General features: G+C 59.2%; 26 protein-coding genes and 1 tRNA gene. 16 read left to right on the top strand and 11 right to left on the bottom strand.

Annotation, left to right across the window (positions count from 1 at the left end; genetic code table 11):
- Positions 1-18: 18 nt before the first annotated feature.
- The 10 genes from I6L38_RS01705 to I6L38_RS01660 all read right to left on the bottom strand — a co-directional run bounded on the left by I6L38_RS01705 (position 19) and on the right by I6L38_RS01660 (position 4377).
- A complete protein-coding gene (locus I6L38_RS01705; RefSeq protein WP_216989055.1) occupies positions 19-402 on the bottom strand; it encodes a DUF4406 domain-containing protein in 384 nt (127 codons plus the stop codon).
- A 101-nt stretch (positions 403-503) separates the two neighbouring features.
- Positions 504-710: a hypothetical protein gene (locus I6L38_RS01700; RefSeq protein WP_216989054.1), complete on the bottom strand. Its 207-nt coding sequence runs from the start codon at positions 708-710 to the stop codon at positions 504-506.
- Positions 707-937 carry a hypothetical protein gene (locus tag I6L38_RS01695; protein WP_076362432.1) on the bottom strand — a complete coding sequence of 77 codons (231 nt, stop codon included), beginning with the start codon at positions 935-937 and terminating at the stop codon, positions 707-709. The genes I6L38_RS01700 and I6L38_RS01695 overlap by 4 nt, the downstream gene beginning before the upstream one ends.
- Positions 934-1317 carry a hypothetical protein gene (locus tag I6L38_RS01690; RefSeq protein WP_216989053.1) on the bottom strand — a complete coding sequence of 128 codons (384 nt, stop codon included), beginning with the start codon at positions 1315-1317 and terminating at the stop codon, positions 934-936. Before I6L38_RS01690 ends, I6L38_RS01695 begins: the two co-directional genes overlap by 4 nt.
- The gene (locus I6L38_RS01685; protein ID WP_254204177.1) at positions 1314-1577 is read right to left on the bottom strand and encodes a hypothetical protein; all 264 of its coding nucleotides are present in this window, start codon (positions 1575-1577) and stop codon (positions 1314-1316) included. Before I6L38_RS01685 ends, I6L38_RS01690 begins: the two co-directional genes overlap by 4 nt.
- Complete coding sequence (locus I6L38_RS01680; RefSeq protein ID WP_216989052.1) at positions 1574-2236, bottom strand: replication protein P; 663 nt, start codon at positions 2234-2236, stop codon at positions 1574-1576. The genes I6L38_RS01685 and I6L38_RS01680 overlap by 4 nt, the downstream gene beginning before the upstream one ends.
- Complete coding sequence (locus I6L38_RS01675) at positions 2236-3312, bottom strand: hypothetical protein (protein WP_216989051.1); 1077 nt, start codon at positions 3310-3312, stop codon at positions 2236-2238. The genes I6L38_RS01680 and I6L38_RS01675 overlap by 1 nt, the downstream gene beginning before the upstream one ends.
- Positions 3305-3571, bottom strand: a complete 267-nt coding sequence (locus I6L38_RS01670) for a hypothetical protein (protein WP_254204176.1) — start codon at positions 3569-3571, stop codon at positions 3305-3307. Before I6L38_RS01670 ends, I6L38_RS01675 begins: the two co-directional genes overlap by 8 nt.
- A gap of 67 nt (positions 3572-3638) precedes the next feature.
- Positions 3639-4145 carry a phage regulatory CII family protein gene (locus I6L38_RS01665; protein WP_216989050.1) on the bottom strand — a complete coding sequence of 169 codons (507 nt, stop codon included), beginning with the start codon at positions 4143-4145 and terminating at the stop codon, positions 3639-3641.
- The gene (locus tag I6L38_RS01660; RefSeq protein ID WP_216989049.1) at positions 4129-4377 is read right to left on the bottom strand and encodes a hypothetical protein; all 249 of its coding nucleotides are present in this window, start codon (positions 4375-4377) and stop codon (positions 4129-4131) included. Before I6L38_RS01660 ends, I6L38_RS01665 begins: the two co-directional genes overlap by 17 nt.
- A gap of 106 nt (positions 4378-4483) precedes the next feature.
- Between I6L38_RS01660 and I6L38_RS01655 the strand changes: the two genes are divergently transcribed.
- Entirely contained in the window at positions 4484-5167 is a 684-nt protein-coding gene (locus I6L38_RS01655) for a LexA family transcriptional regulator (protein ID WP_216989048.1), read from the top strand.
- A gap of 23 nt (positions 5168-5190) precedes the next feature.
- Here the strand turns inward: I6L38_RS01655 and I6L38_RS01650 are convergent, their stop codons facing one another.
- Complete coding sequence (locus tag I6L38_RS01650; RefSeq protein WP_216989047.1) at positions 5191-5979, bottom strand: hypothetical protein; 789 nt, start codon at positions 5977-5979, stop codon at positions 5191-5193.
- Positions 5980-6751: 772 nt separating this feature from the next.
- Between I6L38_RS01650 and I6L38_RS01645 the strand changes: the two genes are divergently transcribed.
- The 15 genes from I6L38_RS01645 (at position 6752) to I6L38_RS01575 (ending at position 16300) form a co-directional block, all read left to right on the top strand.
- Positions 6752-6826: transfer RNA gene (locus tag I6L38_RS01645), tRNA-Pro, on the top strand.
- Between the two features lie 938 nt (positions 6827-7764).
- Positions 7765-7986 carry a hypothetical protein gene (locus I6L38_RS01640; protein ID WP_216989046.1) on the top strand — a complete coding sequence of 74 codons (222 nt, stop codon included), beginning with the start codon at positions 7765-7767 and terminating at the stop codon, positions 7984-7986.
- A 35-nt stretch (positions 7987-8021) separates the two neighbouring features.
- Positions 8022-8537: a hypothetical protein gene (locus I6L38_RS01635; protein ID WP_216989045.1), complete on the top strand. Its 516-nt coding sequence runs from the start codon at positions 8022-8024 to the stop codon at positions 8535-8537.
- A complete protein-coding gene (locus I6L38_RS01630; RefSeq protein WP_216989044.1) occupies positions 8534-9232 on the top strand; it encodes a hypothetical protein in 699 nt (232 codons plus the stop codon). Before I6L38_RS01635 ends, I6L38_RS01630 begins: the two co-directional genes overlap by 4 nt.
- The gene (locus I6L38_RS01625) at positions 9229-10074 is read left to right on the top strand and encodes an MT-A70 family methyltransferase (RefSeq protein WP_216989043.1); all 846 of its coding nucleotides are present in this window, start codon (positions 9229-9231) and stop codon (positions 10072-10074) included. Before I6L38_RS01630 ends, I6L38_RS01625 begins: the two co-directional genes overlap by 4 nt.
- Positions 10071-10985, top strand: a complete 915-nt coding sequence (locus I6L38_RS01620) for a DNA cytosine methyltransferase (protein WP_216989042.1) — start codon at positions 10071-10073, stop codon at positions 10983-10985. Before I6L38_RS01625 ends, I6L38_RS01620 begins: the two co-directional genes overlap by 4 nt.
- Entirely contained in the window at positions 10982-11137 is a 156-nt protein-coding gene (locus I6L38_RS01615; RefSeq protein WP_216989041.1) for a hypothetical protein, read from the top strand. The genes I6L38_RS01620 and I6L38_RS01615 overlap by 4 nt, the downstream gene beginning before the upstream one ends.
- Positions 11137-11574 (top strand): hypothetical protein, encoded by a 438-nt coding sequence (locus tag I6L38_RS01610; RefSeq protein ID WP_216989040.1) that lies wholly within the window; start codon positions 11137-11139, stop codon positions 11572-11574. Before I6L38_RS01615 ends, I6L38_RS01610 begins: the two co-directional genes overlap by 1 nt.
- Complete coding sequence (locus I6L38_RS01605; RefSeq protein ID WP_216989039.1) at positions 11550-11744, top strand: hypothetical protein; 195 nt, start codon at positions 11550-11552, stop codon at positions 11742-11744. Before I6L38_RS01610 ends, I6L38_RS01605 begins: the two co-directional genes overlap by 25 nt.
- Before the next feature lie 85 nt (positions 11745-11829).
- Entirely contained in the window at positions 11830-12087 is a 258-nt protein-coding gene (locus I6L38_RS01600) for a hypothetical protein (protein WP_060388594.1), read from the top strand.
- A complete protein-coding gene (locus I6L38_RS01595) occupies positions 12087-12614 on the top strand; it encodes a single-stranded DNA-binding protein (RefSeq protein ID WP_216989038.1) in 528 nt (175 codons plus the stop codon). The genes I6L38_RS01600 and I6L38_RS01595 overlap by 1 nt, the downstream gene beginning before the upstream one ends.
- Before the next feature lie 65 nt (positions 12615-12679).
- Positions 12680-12889 (top strand): excisionase family protein, encoded by a 210-nt coding sequence (gene xisR / locus I6L38_RS01590; RefSeq protein ID WP_060388592.1) that lies wholly within the window; start codon positions 12680-12682, stop codon positions 12887-12889.
- Entirely contained in the window at positions 12865-14172 is a 1308-nt protein-coding gene (locus tag I6L38_RS01585) for a DUF3596 domain-containing protein (RefSeq protein WP_216989037.1), read from the top strand. Before xisR ends, I6L38_RS01585 begins: the two co-directional genes overlap by 25 nt.
- 28 nt (positions 14173-14200) lie before the next feature.
- A complete protein-coding gene (gene ettA, locus I6L38_RS01580; RefSeq protein WP_005304135.1) occupies positions 14201-15868 on the top strand; it encodes an energy-dependent translational throttle protein EttA in 1668 nt (555 codons plus the stop codon).
- Positions 15869-15964: 96 nt separating this feature from the next.
- Positions 15965-16300, top strand: coding sequence for a hypothetical protein (locus I6L38_RS01575; protein ID WP_010634932.1), 336 nt, complete (start codon positions 15965-15967; stop codon positions 16298-16300).
- Positions 16301-16373 lie beyond the last annotated feature (73 nt).

Below are 16373 nucleotides of genomic sequence, written 5' to 3'. Positions count from 1 at the left end.
TTGGTCAAATAATACTGTTTAAATATCCAGTAGTTCAATGCCATTGATCCAGATTTGCCCGGCCACGTCACCAACGCTCAACTGATACAGATCGAGACCAAACGCCTGCGCCCTGGTGAACTCTCGGCGGGCCCCACTGCTCTGCTGCCAGCCGGGGAGAAAGGCCACCGCCTCGCACTCCATCAGCATTGGGATGGCGATCCGCATGTAGGCCTCATGGCTCCAACCATCTGGCAGGATCGCCGGGTTCATCACCTGGGCGCCCAGCGACTTCAGGTGCGCCTCTGCGGCAAAGAACGCCGGCCGGTTGAACTCCGGCAAACCGGTCATGGGGCCAGCCACGTAGACCTTTACCCCTTCCAGCAATATCTGCCCTGCCCCCACCTGTGGCTTATTGGTCATCACGGGCCTCCTCGGCCAGGTTGTTCACGGCGGGGGAGCCCGCCGACAGGTTTGCAGCCATGAACAGCGCCACAAACACCAGCATCACCAGAAGCCCCGCCTTAGCCATGGCTGGCCTCCCGGGTTCTGGCCGCCAGCTCGCTCAATTCTCGGCAGGCCGATACCAACCGCGGCTCCTCCTCGAACTCGTCCCACTCCAGTTCAGGGCCGACCTCCTGTGCCAGCCACTGGCGCAGGGTCAGCCACACCATCCCCAGCAACGCCAGCCAGGCCAGCGCCAATCCCAGAAACATCCATTCAAGGCTCATCTGCTCCTCCCCCTCCCGGTGGTGGTGTAACGGGCTGCGCGGGTCAGCGCCGCCCCGACAACGTCGGCAGCCTGCTTGGCCACCGGATCAAATCCAGACTCCATAATCTGGTAGAGCGCCATAAAGATCGGGATCCCCGCCTCCCTGGTGCGCTCCACCTCCTCGATGGTCAGCACCGGGGCGTACCAATCTCGGGTCGCCGTGTGCTGGGCGTAGTAGTGCATCATGCGGCACCGCCTTTGGCCTTAGCGATAGCTGCTCTGGCGATGGTTCCAGCGGATGAATGGTGATATGGGTCGCACCCGGCGATTTCCTCCAGCGCCACCATCAGGTCGTCGTACAGACTCTCCAGATCCAGCAATTGGTTGCCGACGGCAGCCACAAGCCCTTTCTGCTCCAACTCATCTGTCGGCAGACCTCGGCACGCATTAACACAGGCCACGATGCGGCTTGCATTTTCACGCTGTTCGTCACTGAATTGCTTGTCGTCAACATCAATCCAGAGGCGAGCGATGATGGCTCCATTTGATGCACGAATTTGAATGAGCTCATCCTCATCCCGTTTTACTTCAACGGCATTCCACGGCTCCTTGCCATGTTTACTCATGATCCCATCCTCACCAACTCCACCGCCTTGCCCCGGATCCGCGCAGCTTCCGCCCGCGCCCCCTCGGCCCCATCCGTCACCAGGTAATAACCGGCGGCAGTCGCCGCATCGGTCTGGCCCAGCGTATCCAGCGAGTTCGACACCTCCAGGTGCACCCGCTCGCCCACCCAACCCCGCACTGGCGGATAGATGGCAACCCGGCAGAACTCCGCCTCACGCACATCACGCTCGGCATTCGCATTGAATTGACTGGCCATCATGCACATCCTCCACGCTTGAACAGGGCTTTGAGCTGGGCCACACCGCGCTGGCCGGCCTGCTGGTAAAACTCAGGGCTGTGCCGGATCTGCTCTCTGGTCGGTAGACCCTTCAGCACCTCGGCCTCAACGTCCTCACCAGCCATCACCCGGCGCACGACCTGGTCATAGGCCTGGGCGAAAACCTTGCGGTATTCGTCTGCCGTCAGTGTCTGGCGCTCAAAGCGGGTGGCTCGAGCGGCGATCACCACTGCCGGATGGCTCTTGCGGTGGCGAACGACATCAGCTAATGCCTGCTCTACGGTCGGCAAGCCGATGGCCTCTGGGGTGATTTGGCACCACTTGATGAACATGCCGGTGCTCGGGAAGAAAGGGATCTCCTGTTCACGTGCTACCCGCATTCCAAGCTGCAGTTGATCGCGGCTGGTGCAACCGGCATCCACCAACGCCCGAGTCCACTCGGCCAAGGCGCGGCGCTGGGAATCATCGGTTGGATATGCATGCTTCCATGCTGGGAAAACAATCTTCAGCTGCTCGAACAGCATCGAGACCATCTGCGTGTCCCGATCGGTAAGCGGGCGCTGCTGTTGCTGGTTAACCGCCTCAATGGCCGGTGAGTTGGCGATCTCGCTGAGCAAGGTGCCGAGTGGTTTCATGCTCATCAGAACCCCTCCTGCATCCGGCGATTCAGCTCGTCAGCAGTCATCGACCTTGTCAGGTCGGTATGCTGGTCACCTGCCCCGCGGCTTGCCGGCGCCGCATTGCGCTTGGCTGTGAGCTGGTCCCACTTCTGGCGCAGCTTCTGGGGGGACAGCACGTTGCTGCACCAGAATGCATCCCGGCTCACCCAGTCATACTGCTCGCAGATATCCCGGTGACTGCGCAGGTCCAGTTCACGCATCAGGCGGATCACGTTGGCCCACTGCGCCCAGTTCGGCTCGAGCGCGGTCGGAGCGATCACCTGCACCCGCTTGAACATCCACTGAGCGGTCTGCAGGTCTTCAGCGGTTCCCCATGACTTACCATTGGGGGTTTGGATTGCGGCCTCTGGGATAACCCGGGTCTTGGGCTCCACCGCAGGCTCTACAGAGAGGGGGGCAGTAGCAGTGACACGCTCATCAGCGATACGCTGTTCACTCTGCTTGTCGAAAGTCGCGTCAGCGAGTTGCGACGAAGAGTCTTTAAGATCTTTCTTTATGTTCTTACTGATATAGTCTTCGGCGTGTTGTTCGGCGGGTAAATCCGCGCCGCCACTTTGCAAGCCACCATCAAACCCCAGTAATGGCGCGGCCTCAGAATCAGCGTCATATTCCGCGCTAAATATTTGCGATAATCCGCGCTGATAAGCATCAAAATTGAGCAATGTGACTACGGTGTAACCACCCTTACCACGGGCGCCAACACAGCTGATCGCACCGTCGTTCTTGAAGAACTCCAACGCCCGGCGGGCCTGATCTTCAGAGATGCCGCACTCCTGCCCCAGGCTCTTGGCCGAGCACACCAGCTGCCCGCGGCTAAGCTGCACTCGTTTGCCGCCAAAAACCACGCAACGCTGTTCGTGAGCCACCTCAAGGATCAGGTGAAACATCACTGCCTTCTTGGCCACATCCCGGTACCAGGCCGCATTCTTCATGCTGCGGTAGAACAGGCGAAAGCCGGTGCGGGCGTTATCGTCCACGTTGCAACCTCGCGTAATTGGGGCGACCGCAGGGGCCGCCAGTCTGATCACCTCACCCATGACTCACCTCCCGGAGAAGTTGCATCAGACACTCAAGGTGGCGGCTTGCCTGTTCTGGGGAGACCGGGATCTTGATGCCGCGACGAAACCCGCCATACACCAGGAAGGTGCCGCTCTGGCTGCTCACCAGCCTTGGCAGTATGGGGGGAATGACGCTGCGCCTGCGTTGACGTCGGGGCCACTCTTGGCGCGGCCGCTCGACCATAGGCATGAGATTGAACCCTTGCTCAAAGGCATTGTTATCCGTATGCTTTTCCATGTTCACATCCTCTTTCGATGTTTGAACCTGGCCCCGACTGTTAGCGCAGTGCGGGGCCACCTTGTTTCTACTTGCCGGCGGTGGCCGGCAGGGTCCGCACGTTGACGGCGGTGGTGCGGATCAGCCCCAGCACATGCTCGGCGGCCTGAGTGCCGATCCGTTCAATCTGGCCGTGCTCCATCCGGTCGATCACGCCATCAGCCCGGGCGTCGTGGATCGACTGCATGAGCTTGCCGAACACCGACTGGGCCAGCAGCACCTGCTCCACCAGGTCATCATCGCTGACGACCCCGGCCGGCAGGTCAACCAGCGCTTTGCCGCGGCTGGCAGCCCAAGCTTCCAGAATCCGGTTGTCACCGGTGAGCTCGGTGATTGCGACAGCTTCACCCAGGTTCAGGTGATGGCTGTCGCAATCCGGGTTGAGCTTGTTGGCCAGCACGGTGGCACCCTTGCCCATCAGGCGAGCCAGCTCGCTGATGTTGTGGTGCTGACCGAGCAGGTAAGCAGATGCCAGCACATCAGGACGAGAAACCAGAGGTTTACTTAACGTATTACTTTCAGTTTGCTGTGCCATGATCTGCTCCATGATCTTGTTGGTTCGCGATAGCGGCCAGAATGTCGGCGGCGGTGGTGTCTAGTGGCAAGGCTGAAATGTCAGATTGGCTCAACCCTTGCTTCAGCAAAATCGGGACCCAGGTGGCCGGTACGACATTTCGTTTAAATGCGCGGTGAACGGCTGGAGGGGTCACATTCAGCACCTTTGCTAGTGCTGCTTTGGTCTTGAATCGGTCGAGTAGCGCGTTCATTACGGCGTCCTGTTCGGTTTTTTATGCCACCAATGATAACCGAGGATTTCTTTTTTCGACAACTGAAATTCACCATCGAAGCCGTTGACAATAGAAGGAACGAAAAATGCAACCGAGAAGCTCAGAGATGGCTCGTTACGAGGCCGACAAAATAGCGTTTGCCCAGCGCCTGAATGAGGCACTGGAACAGAAGGGATTTGCCGAGCGTGGCCGCGCTGGCAAATTGCAAAGCCTGTTGCGCGATCCGCCATCTATCGTTGCAATTCGCAAATGGTTATCTGGCGACAACCTGCCGGAAGTGAAGCGACTGGGAGAGATATCCCAGATCATCGAACGGTCTGTGCAGTGGATGCTGACCGGTGAAGACAGCAACATCGAGGGATTCTCTGACCAGGTGGCTCTGGTGCCGGTGATCTCCTGGGTGCAGGCTGGCAACTTTTGCAGCAATGGCGATATCCCGCTGCCGCAAGAGGTCGAAGAGCGGATCCCCAGCCCTGTCAGAGTTGGCTACCGAGCTTATGCCGTTCGAGTGAAGGGGGACTCCATGGTCTCTCGCGAGGGTGGTCGCTCCTATCCGGAGGGAACCGTGCTGATCGTAGATCCCGATGTAGAGCCGGAAGCAGGCCGCCGGGTGATTGCCCGGATCGGCGATGAGACCACCTTCAAAGAGCTGGTACGCGATGCAGGCCAATGGCTTCTCAAGCCGCTCAACCCCCAGTACAAGATGATCCCCGTGACCGAAGAGGTCGCCATCTGCGGCGTGGTACGTTGCGCCGTGCAGGAAGAGTAAGGGCGCCCTCGGCGCCCTGCTTGTTACTGCTGTTCAAGGTTGTTGAGCGTCCAACTGTTGATATCGCCAGTTTCACTGCCCCCCTTGAACTTCACATCACAATGCCAGTTGGTTCTCACCATGGCGCCGTAGGCGTTCTGTGAGTCAACGTGCAGCTTGTAGACATAGCGCTGCCTGCCCATACTCCAAGCGCCATCAGAAGAGAATGGGAAATCTGCTGATGATGGTGAGAGCAGCTGCGTTTCAACAAACCGCTTGCACATGATATAGCCCATCACTGACAGGTCTTTGGCATCCAGTTCGTTGAAGTGCCCCCGGAACATCTCGGCATTGTTCTTGTACTCCCGAACGCACCAACCGAAAACATCCTTTACCCCCAGTTCCTTTGACTTGCTGCTCGCATAGTCGCTCAGGCAGGTATAAAACGCCTCTGTCTCCTTCCTGTCTATGGCCGCAGCAGCCACCAGATCACCCACCACCTCTCGGCGCTCATCCGCACCCAGATCAATAAACCAGGACAACTGTCGGTTGTCATAGCTCGCAACCGATTTGCTGGCTGGTTCCGGCTGCTTGGCGGGCTCTTCCTCTACCTTAGCGCTCCCCTCATCCGCTTTAGTCTGATCTGGCTTCCCATCTCTTGGTACCACGATCATCAACAGCACAAAGCCAACCAGCCAAACGCCAACAGCCCTGAAAAATACCTGCTTGCGGTCAGCGGCCTTTACCCGCGCAGGGTTGACCATACCAACAAAGAACGCAATGGGGATCACCACCACCAACATCAGCACTACCAGGTTACTTACCGCTTCCATCTTGCCGCCCTTCTTCGCTTATGAATGAGGATTCATTTTACCCCGAAGCGGCTAAATGAAAAAAAACCAAAAAAATGAAAACCTACATTTGACACAAAGAAAACCCAAGGTTAGTATTTGACTCATTAAAGGAAACAAGAAATTACCAAGTGCGAAGACAACCCCAGCCGGAGGGCCAGCACAACACTGGCAGCGGTGGCCAACTACCGCTTGGGGACATAACACCGGCAACCGGGCTGACTCACCTCCCCGCTCTCCCTTGGCAAGGCTTGAATGCGTGCCGACCAAGGTGACCGGAAAACATGGTCAGTGACCGGCTGGCAACTGGAAAGACAGTGAAGTGCGAACGAAGCGAGTGGCGGGTCTGACTCCCCAGCCACCCACCCGGTGAAAGGCCGGGACACAACCGGGATTGTATTGCAGGTGACTTATGAGGCTTCGCGCCCACGGACGATTGAGCCGGTGACCAGTGCAATCCACGGTTGTGGTGATGGCGAGCGCAGCCGCCGGACGAAACCGTGTGACAACAAGATCCCGTTGGGGTGGAAACACACGCGAATGACGAGATGGTGCATGAGAAGACATCACCGGCCACCACAGCCAACCCGTCAGTTGGGCAAGTCGAAAGACCTCAGCGCTGACACCGGATATGGGTAACCGGCAGGATGCAGACCAACGAGGCGGCGCTGCAACCATGATCCCGCCTAGTTCGTAGCAATACGCGCAGCGTGTTTATCCGAACCGAGCTTGCTGGAAGGTGAGCGCACTACATCGGTGATTAGGCAAGTGGTATGCCGCCTGCTTTGGGAGCAGATAGTCAGAGGTTCGAGCCCTCTATCACCGACCAATTATTGGCGTCGTAACTGGGTAACCAGGCCGTCAATGGGAGTGTAACTACGACTCAAGCTCCCCAGCCATGGCAGTAACAGCGGTGAGGACACCGACCGCGGTAGGCCCCATGGGGTACGAAAACCCATCCGCTCTGGCGATGTAAAAGGCCAGAACACAACTGCATTGGCACTGCGCGACCAGACGCGAAACTGGCACGGAGTGCTCTAGGCGAAAGGCAGCTTAAGTACCGATGCTGGCAGAGGCGAGGAGCCGGTCACCAAGCCCTGAGGAATATCGGAGCCTGCTGCTCAATCAGTGCCAATGACAGTTGTGGTGAAACTCCTGCTGAGGTTTGGCTTGGCCAGTAATGGACCTCTCTAATGGTCTTGGAGACACAGGGAAAAAATAGAGGACGTTGTTGCCCCTCCACCACAACGAACCCGTCATTCCGCTGGCAGCCTTTAACTGAAGCGAGAGACGCCGGATATGGTAACCGGCAACCAACCCACCGCAGGGTTACGCGGTCGCCTGGTCCCGCTGTGAAGCGCCACCAAGGCCCTCGCCGAGAGGCGACAGTTTCGAAATGGTAGGTCTGCCCGTGAGGGCGCACCGGTGCCGACAACAAGAACGGCTGACTCGCTGTGAAGCGCTCAGCCTCACCACAGGTGCAACGCATGTGGTTACTACTCCTGATGTTGATCTGGCTGCTCGGGCTGGCAGCTGACCAACTTGCAACACCAACCGTCACCCACCTGACGGCGCCATCAAGGGCAGCACCACCGCCCACGCTGGCACAGGGCTCCAGGCCCTGACCAATAAGCCCGACATGTTCTCTCCTGGCCCCGGCAACGGGGCCCTTATCCCACAAGCGATAGCGGCCCAACAGCGGGTCACGGCCTCCTTTTGCCTGTCGCTTGTGTGATGAGTCCCATTTCAGAGATAGCGGAGCCAGCCATGCACCCAAGCGAGTTCATTGCCAAGCACATCAAGGCAACGTTGGAGAAAGAGCAATTCCCCCCCCATGCGATCTCGCTGGGCGTGGCTGAAGCCAAACGCTATTTCGACCGGACACCCAGCTTTGCCAAAGGGAAGGTGTTCGATGAGTGCCTCAAGGCGGCCAGCGCAGTAGCAAGGATCGCGAAGAAGGCGGAATCGGCCAAGCAGGCCAAGCCCTGATCCGGGGTGCGGGTCGCAACAAGTGAGGAAAGACCATGACCAGCTTCTACAAAACCACTGATGCCAACGTGCTGGCCGCTCACGCCGCCTTTGAGGCTGCAAAGAGTGTCCTGATTGAGAAAGCCAACACACTTGGCAAGGAGTTTGATGGCAAGCCGAAGTTCAGCAGTGATGTGCACCAGTTCAAGTGCGCCCATCTGGTGCTGAACAACTACTCCCAGCGCGAAGATAAAGACCTCTGGACCAAGCCTGACCAGAACTACCTGTCAGCCCCACGACGCGGGAAGGTACAGGGCAAAGCCAAGGAGCAAAAGGAGCTTCAGGATCGCTACTGGGACATGTTCCCCGAATCTGTGGAGGCCAATCCGCTTTACGAGTCCATGGGCCTGAACTGGGGTGAGCTGCTGTTTGGCGGCGGCTTCACCATGTTTGCCCATGATGGCGCGATTTATCTGCGCACCGGTGCCAAGGTTGGGCCAATGATGACCGAGATCCTGGGTAGCGAGTTCAACGCGGCTGAGCAGAACCTGCGACAGGAGAAGGTAGCATGACTGGCTTCTACCTGCGCGACACCAGAACCAATGTAGGCAGCACCTGCATGTTCTGGGCGCTTAATGGCAATGGCTACACCTCAAACTTGGACAAAGCCCACGTCTACACGCTGGAAGAAGCGCAGCGCCACATCAACGACCGCCATACCGATGTGCCGCTCAGCAAAGCACTGGTCGATGAGCTCGTTACCGTGCGGGTGGATCACCAGTATCTGGATGACACCAAGGCAGGCCTGGTAACAGGCTGCGATCAGTATGTGATCCACTGCTGTATCGGTGATTTCGACGGGAATGACGTTTACTGGAAAGCCCAGAAGGGCTCAACAGTCTGCCTGTCGGATGCGTTGATCCTGACGGCAGATGAGGTAAGGCATGCCCTGTGGAACGATGAGGTCGCCTTTTACCCGCTTGAGTACGTGAAGTCCATCAGCCGCCGCACATTCCAGGCTCGCAACATCAACGAGCGGCGCATGATCACCGTTGCCGGGATCCGCATGCCAAAGCGCCGCCGCGAGCGACCGACAACCGGCCGCACCCGCGGCAACTGCCCTGACTGCGGCAAGGTCACATGGGGGCTTAACCCATACGAGGCGTACACCTGCGCCGATGCAGCCAGAGAGAAGTATGGAGCCAGCCACATTGACGACTGCGAGGACGCGGCCAGATACAGCAAAGCCAGAAAGGAGCTGTCATGAACATCGACATCTTCAACACCGATCGCAAATACCGCGTCATCTACGCCGATCCAGCTTGGCAGTTCAACAACAAGAACACCGGCGGAAGCATGACCAGCTCTGCCGAGGCGCAATACACCGTCACCAGTCTGGCCGACATGGCCGCACTGCCGGTTGCCAAGCTTGCTGACGATCACTGCCTGCTGGTGATGTGGTGGGTCGGCAGCATGCCGCAAGAAGCCATCGACCTGTGCAAAGCGTGGGGCTTTCGCCTGGTCAACATGAACGGCTTTGTATGGCGCAAGATGACCAAGCGCTGGCTCCCCCACTTCGGTATGGGGTTCACCACCCGGGCTGGGTCTGAATCTGCCCTGATTGGGGTGCGAGGCAAGGTGAGCGAGCTCATCAAGGATCGCGCAGTGCGGGCCGTCATCGAGGCAGAGGTTGGCAAGCACAGCCAGAAGCCGAACGAGTTCCGCGTTGCCATTGAGAAAATGTGCGGTGCAGTTTGCAGAGATGTGCCGCGCATCGAGCTGTTCGCCCGCGAATCTGCCGCCGGTTGGGACTGCTGGGGCAATGAAGCACCGGAAGCAGAGGCTGCCAGCGCACCTGTGAACCCGCTTGCCGAGATCGAGCCACTGGCCGACTGGCGCAACTTCCCTGCCGTCAGGGCGGTGATGTACCAGGTAGATGAGGTTGAATTGCTCACCCCGAGCAACACCAACCTGCTGGCCGGATACCTGCGCGACATCATCGACAGCGGCAGCGATGATGCCACTACTCTGACTTGTGCCTGCGTTATGGCCCACCACCTGCTGCATCCGGATGAAGAACAGCACATCGACAACGGGGAGGCAGCATGAAGGCGATCGATCTGTTCTCTGGGTTGGGTGGCTGGTCTACCGGCGCCGTGATGGCTGGTTGCGAAGTACTTTGGGCTGCAAACCACTGGCCGGAAGCTGTTCACTGGCACAGTGAGAACCACCCTGACACTCAGCACGTCTGCCAAGACCTGCATCAGGCTGACTGGACGCAAGTGCCGAGCCATGATCTGCTGCTCGCCTCACCATGCTGCCAAGGGCACAGCAAAGCGCGTGGCAAAGCCAGCGGCAACCCGCAGCATGATGCCAGTCGCTCAACAGCGTGGGCCGTGGTCTCTGCCCTTGAGTTTCACCGCCCGCCTGCCGCCATCGTAGAGAACGTGCCGGAGTTCCTTGAGTGGCCGCTCTATCCGGCATGGGCAGCAGCCATGCAGGCACTCGGCTATGCCTTGGCTCCACATGTAGTCAACTGCGCGGATCTCGGTGTTCCGCAGGAGCGGATCCGGATGTTCATCGTATGCACCCGCTCGGCAAACCCATTAACCCTTAACCTGCCAAAGTTGGAGCATGTTCCTGCGACTCAGTTCATTGACTTTGCAGCAGGACGATGGTCACCGATAGCCAAGCCGGGGAGAGCAGAGGCAACACTGGAGCGAGTTGCCAACGGCAGAGCGGCCCACGGCGACAGATTCGTGATGAGCTACTACGGCAACACCCGCACCGGGCGAAGCATTGAGCGGCCGATCGGAACCATCACCACCCGCGATCGCTGGGCTGTCGTGGACGGTGACCGCATGCGGATGCTCACGGCAGAAGAAAACCTGCTGGCGATGAGTTTCCCGCGCAATATCAAGCGCCCAGACAACCACCGGTTGACTGTTCACATGGCAGGCAACGCCGTCCCGCCACTGGCTGGAAAGCGAATCATCCAGGCACTGATGGAGGCAGCATGACCACCAACAGCCAGAAGCTGATCTGCAGCAAAGGGATTAAGAAAGACCGATCGGCTGCTGAAGCTCTCAAGCGCCGCCAGAAGAAACGAGCAGAAATCGAACTCCGCCAACTGGCCAGCCAGTATGGCATTGACCACCGGGAGATACAGTAATGAGCATCGCGCAGACCGTTGCCGAGTGGATTCACGGCAGAGAGGGAGGGGCCATCAGTGCCGAGGTGGCCGCCGAGTTCTCCCTCACTGTCAGCGAGGCCAGCATTGTGATGGGGCAGATCCACAGAGAGTCCCGCTTCACTACCCGGGTTGAGCACTTCTGTCTGGTTGGGGATAACGGCCGGGGCCGCCACACTCGCCGCCTCTATGTGGACGTGGTGAAGCCGCCGCAGTGGCGCAAGACCCCAGTGATAGGCACTTGCGGGGATCAGGTGGTCCGGTTCGACAGTGTCACCGACGCCGAGACCAAGGGAGGCTTCGTCAGAGTTGCCATCACCCGCTGCCTTGCCGGCCAGCAGGAAAAGCATGGCGGGTACAGCTGGCAGATAGACACCACCAAAGGAGCAGGCAAATGCACCGCTACCGCTACACCCTGAGCGCCGTTACCGAACTTGGCTCTGCGCCGGATCGCCTGACTGGCACCATCGAGGCGCACCACCCGATGACCCACCAACAGATCCGGCTGGCCGCCATTGATAAGGCCCCAGCCCAGTATCTCAACTTCAACGAGCTGGAGTACCAGGAGATTGAAACGAGCACAAATTGAAGGGCTGGCAATTCTGGCCGGCGCAGCACTCATTCTGGCCACCCTGGCTGCGATGTAACAGATAACAACTGTCCGGGAGGACACGATGAGCACCAAACTCCACCAACGCAATTACCGCGATGATATGGCCCAGGCCATCCAGCAGGAGCAGTCTGGCAACTTTGCAGATGCTGCGCTCTCCTACAAGAAGGCCCAGCATCACGCCGCCAGCGCCAATATGCTGAGCAAGGCCAAGTTCGCCATGGCCCGCCGCATTCGCTGCCTCAAGGGAGCTAACGATCCCCAGTGGCGCCAGGTAAACGAGAAGTTCCAGCAACTCCATCAGACTCTGGAGGCTCGCTGATGGCCAGCCGCGGTATCAACAAAGTCATCCTGATCGGCCATCTCGGTCAGGATCCGGAAGTCCGTTACATGCCGAGCGGCGGCGCTGTAGCCAACATCACCTTGGCAACCTCTGACACCTGGCGCGACAAGCAAACAGGCGAGCAGAGGGAGCGCACCGAGTGGCACCGGGTCGTAGTGATGGGAAAGCTGGCCGAAGTCGCCGGCGAGTACCTGAAGAAAGGAGCCCAGGTCTATATGGAAGGCAAGCTGCAGACCCGCAAGTGGCAAGACCAAAGTGGCCAGGAGCGCTATACCACAGAAGTGCTGGTCGATGGCTTCAGCGGCGTGATGCAGATGCTGGGCGGCAGGCCGCAGGGAACCGGTCAGCAGCAGGCGCCAGCCTCGCAGCAGCAGGGCGGATATGGACGACCACCCCAGCAGCAAGCCAAGTCCAACCAAAATTACAACGAACCGCCGCCTATGTTTGACGACGATATTCCGTTCTTTAGGTTCGCTGGCCACCCGGCGCTGATGAACTGCATCTGAGGTACGACAGAACAACCGGCGGCTCGCGGCCGCCATTCTCGCCGTGAGGCGTAAAGGAGAGACACATGCACCAGAAGATCATAGTGATGGAGCGCCCCAGCTGGGTTCTGCCTAGGGTTTTGGGGGAGATGTTCGGGTACACTGAGAAGGCCATCAGCGAGAAGCGGAAGAAGGGCCAGCTTATAGAGGGGGTCCACTACAAGTTGGCCCCGGATGGGAAGTATGTCTATCACTGGCGGAGATATGAGGATTGGCTGACCGGAACCAAGAACTGATCGACATCGTTGCTGAAACGCCTGGCGTCGAGCTGCACGGCAAGAGCCTGCGCATCGACTTCCGATTCCACGGCAAGCGATGCCGGGAAACGCTCAACATGCCGGCCACCAAAGCCAACATCAAGCACGCCTCCCGCAAGCGGGAGGCTATCCTGCATGAAATCGCGATCGGTGTCTTCGACTACGCCAAACACTTCCCAGACAGCAAGAACGCCCACCGATTCGCCGGCACGACCGCAAGCCGGGACATCTCTCTGGGCGACCTGGTAGAGCACTACCTGAAGATCAAGGATGTGGACATAGGCGACAACGCCCGGGGGCGCTATCGCTCCATTCTTGGGATGATGGCTTCAGACCTTGACCACACCAGAATCGTCAACACCTTCCGAACTGAAGACCTGCAGCAATGGCGCCGCTTCCTGATGACTGAACCGCGGGGGAGAACAAACAAGCCGCTGGCCCCAAGATCTGTCAACTACTACATGATGGTGGCGGCCGGGCTGTTCAACTTCGCCACGCAGAATGGCTACACCCACCAAGACCTCTCATCGGTTCTCACCAAGGTAGAAGTGATCCGGGACAAACCAGACCCGTTTGACCAAGAGGAGTTCCGGCGCCTGCAAGAGGCGGCAAGGCACGACATGGACGCAATGTGGATTCAGCTGGCTTGCTGGACAGGCATGCGGACAGGTGAGCTCTGCTCGCTGGCCTGGGAGGATGTTGACCTTGAGCGCGGGGAATTGCAGATCCGCCGCAACATCACCCAAGCCCGCAACTTCAAGGTACCGAAGACTGGCCATGAGCGCACCATCGTGCTCCTGCCCCCGGCCATCGAGGCTCTCCGCCGATTGCGGCCCATGACAGCGATGCGCCAGACCCACTACATCAAAAAGACGCTGCGAGACCGCAGGCAGGTAGATGAGAAGGTCACGTTCGTGTTCAGTCCCGATGTAACCAGCAAGACCCCAGGGCTCAGCATTTGCTACACGGCTTTCACCTTGGGCGACAAATGGGACAGATTGATAAAGAGGGCTGGCATTCGCCGGCGAACCCAATACCATATGCGCCATACATTTGCTTGCTGGATGCTGACCGCGGGCGCCAACCCGGAATGGGTTGCGTCATACCTGGGGCACGAGGACAGCACCATGGTGCGAACAGTCTATGGCAAATGGATCCCCGAGCAAGACCGCGACGAAGCGGACAGGGTTTGGGGCAGACTTGGGGCCAGCTTTTCTGATTTGGCCCCAATACGGCCCCAAGAATTTATTGCATCACGATAACAACCTGTAAATTAAAGAGAATTAGCCAATGGCTCAATTTATTTACACCATGAACAGGGTCGGCAAGGTAGTGCCGCCCAAGCGTCATATTCTCAAGAACATCTCCCTCTCCTTCTTCCCGGGCGCCAAGATCGGCGTGCTGGGTCTGAACGGCGCCGGTAAATCGACCCTGCTGCGCATCATGGCAGGGCTAGATACCGAGATCGAAGGGGAAGCCCGTCCGCAGCCCGGCATCAAGATCGGCTACCTGCCGCAGGAGCCCAAGCTGGATCCGGAGCAGACCGTACGCGAAGCGGTCGAAGAGGCGGTCGGCGAGGTGAAACGCGCCATGGCCCGGCTGGACGAGGTCTATGCGGCCTACGCCGACCCGGATGCGGATTTCGACAAGCTGGCCCGCGAACAGGGCGAGCTGGAAGCCATCATCCAGGCCCAGGGCGGCCACAACATGGAAAACCAGCTGGAGCGTGCGGCCGATGCCCTGCGCCTGCCGGCATGGGATGCCAAGATCAAGCACCTCTCCGGTGGTGAGCGCCGCCGCGTGGCACTGTGCCGCCTGCTGCTGGAAAAGCCGGACATGCTGCTCTTGGACGAACCGACCAACCACCTGGACGCCGAGTCCGTGGCCTGGTTGGAGCGCTTCCTGCACGACTACGAGGGCACCGTCGTGGCCATCACCCACGACCGCTACTTCCTCGACAACGTGGCCGGCTGGATCCTGGAGCTGGACCGCGGCGAAGGTATCCCGTGGGAGGGCAACTACTCCTCCTGGCTGGAGCAAAAAGATGCCCGTCTGGCGCAGGAAGCCAGCACGGAAGCGGCTCGTCGCAAGTCCATCGAGAAGGAGCTGGAGTGGGTTCGCCAGAACCCGAAAGGCCGTCAGGCCAAATCCAAAGCCCGTATGGCCCGCTTCGAAGAGCTCAACACCAACGACTACCAGAAGCGCAACGAGACCAACGAGCTGTTCATTCCGCCCGGACCGCGCCTCGGCGACAAGGTGGTGGAAGTGGCCAACCTGCGCAAATCCTATGGTGACCGGGTGCTGATCGACGATCTGTCGTTTGCCATTCCGAAGGGGGCCATCGTCGGCATCATTGGCCCGAACGGTGCCGGTAAATCGACCCTGTTCCGCATGATGTCGGGTCAGGAGCAGCCGGATTCCGGCGCCATCACCCTGGGTGAGACCGTGGTGCTGGCCTCTGTCGATCAGTTCCGCGACAGCATGGACGACAAGAAGACGGTGTTCGAGGAAGTCGCCGACGGCCAGGACATCCTGCGCATCGGCAACTACGAGTTCCCGAGCCGCGCCTACATCGGCCGCTTCAACTTCAAGGGTGCCGATCAGCAGAAGCGGGTCGGCGAGCTCTCCGGTGGTGAACGCGGCCGTCTGCACCTGGCCAAGCTGCTGCAGACCGGCGGCAACGTGCTGCTGCTGGATGAACCGACCAACGATCTGGACATCGAAACCCTGCGCGCCCTCGAGAACGCCCTGCTGGAGTTTCCGGGCTGCGCCATGGTCATCTCCCACGACCGCTGGTTCCTCGACCGCATCGCCACCCACATCCTGGACTATCAGGACGAGGGCAAGATCGAATTCTTCGAAGGCAACTTCACCGAATACGAAGAGTGGAAGAAGAAGACCTACGGCGCCGAGGCGGTCCAGCCGCACAGAGCCAAGTACAAGCGCATCGCCAAGTAAACCGGCAAATGCGACAAGGGGAGCCCAGGCTCCCCTTTCTTGTGCCCGATGGCTTACAATCCAAGACGGATACCTTTTATGCATGGATGTAGCAAGATGACGACCCAGCCCACCACAGAGAAGAAACTGACCATCCAGATCCGGGTTGAACCGGGCTGCCTCGGGCCGGACGGCAAGGCGCACATCGAGACCTTCTGTGCCGCCGCCGCCAGGATCTTCGCCGCCGTGGAGCCGGAGCTGGTGAACTGGACCCTGCTGCCCCGCTATGACAAGCAATTGCCGGAGCAGGAGTTCTTCATCGACGGCCGCAAGCTGAGCGAGGAGCAGGCCAGCCTCTTCCTGCGCCGCATGGGGCGGGAACTGGGAGAGGTGCAGGACAAGCTCGACTCCGTGCTGGCCCAGCTGGTGGAGCGTTACTTCAAGACCCTCTGACCCGACCCCTGCCCCTCAAAAGGTTCTCCAGCGAGAACCTTTTTTATTTTCGGCCTGGAAAACGTTTGAATTT

This window comes from Aeromonas sp. FDAARGOS 1408 (genome assembly GCF_019048665.1).
Lineage (GTDB): Bacteria > Pseudomonadota > Gammaproteobacteria > Enterobacterales > Aeromonadaceae > Aeromonas > Aeromonas dhakensis.
This window is presented reverse-complemented; position numbering and strand designations above follow the sequence as displayed.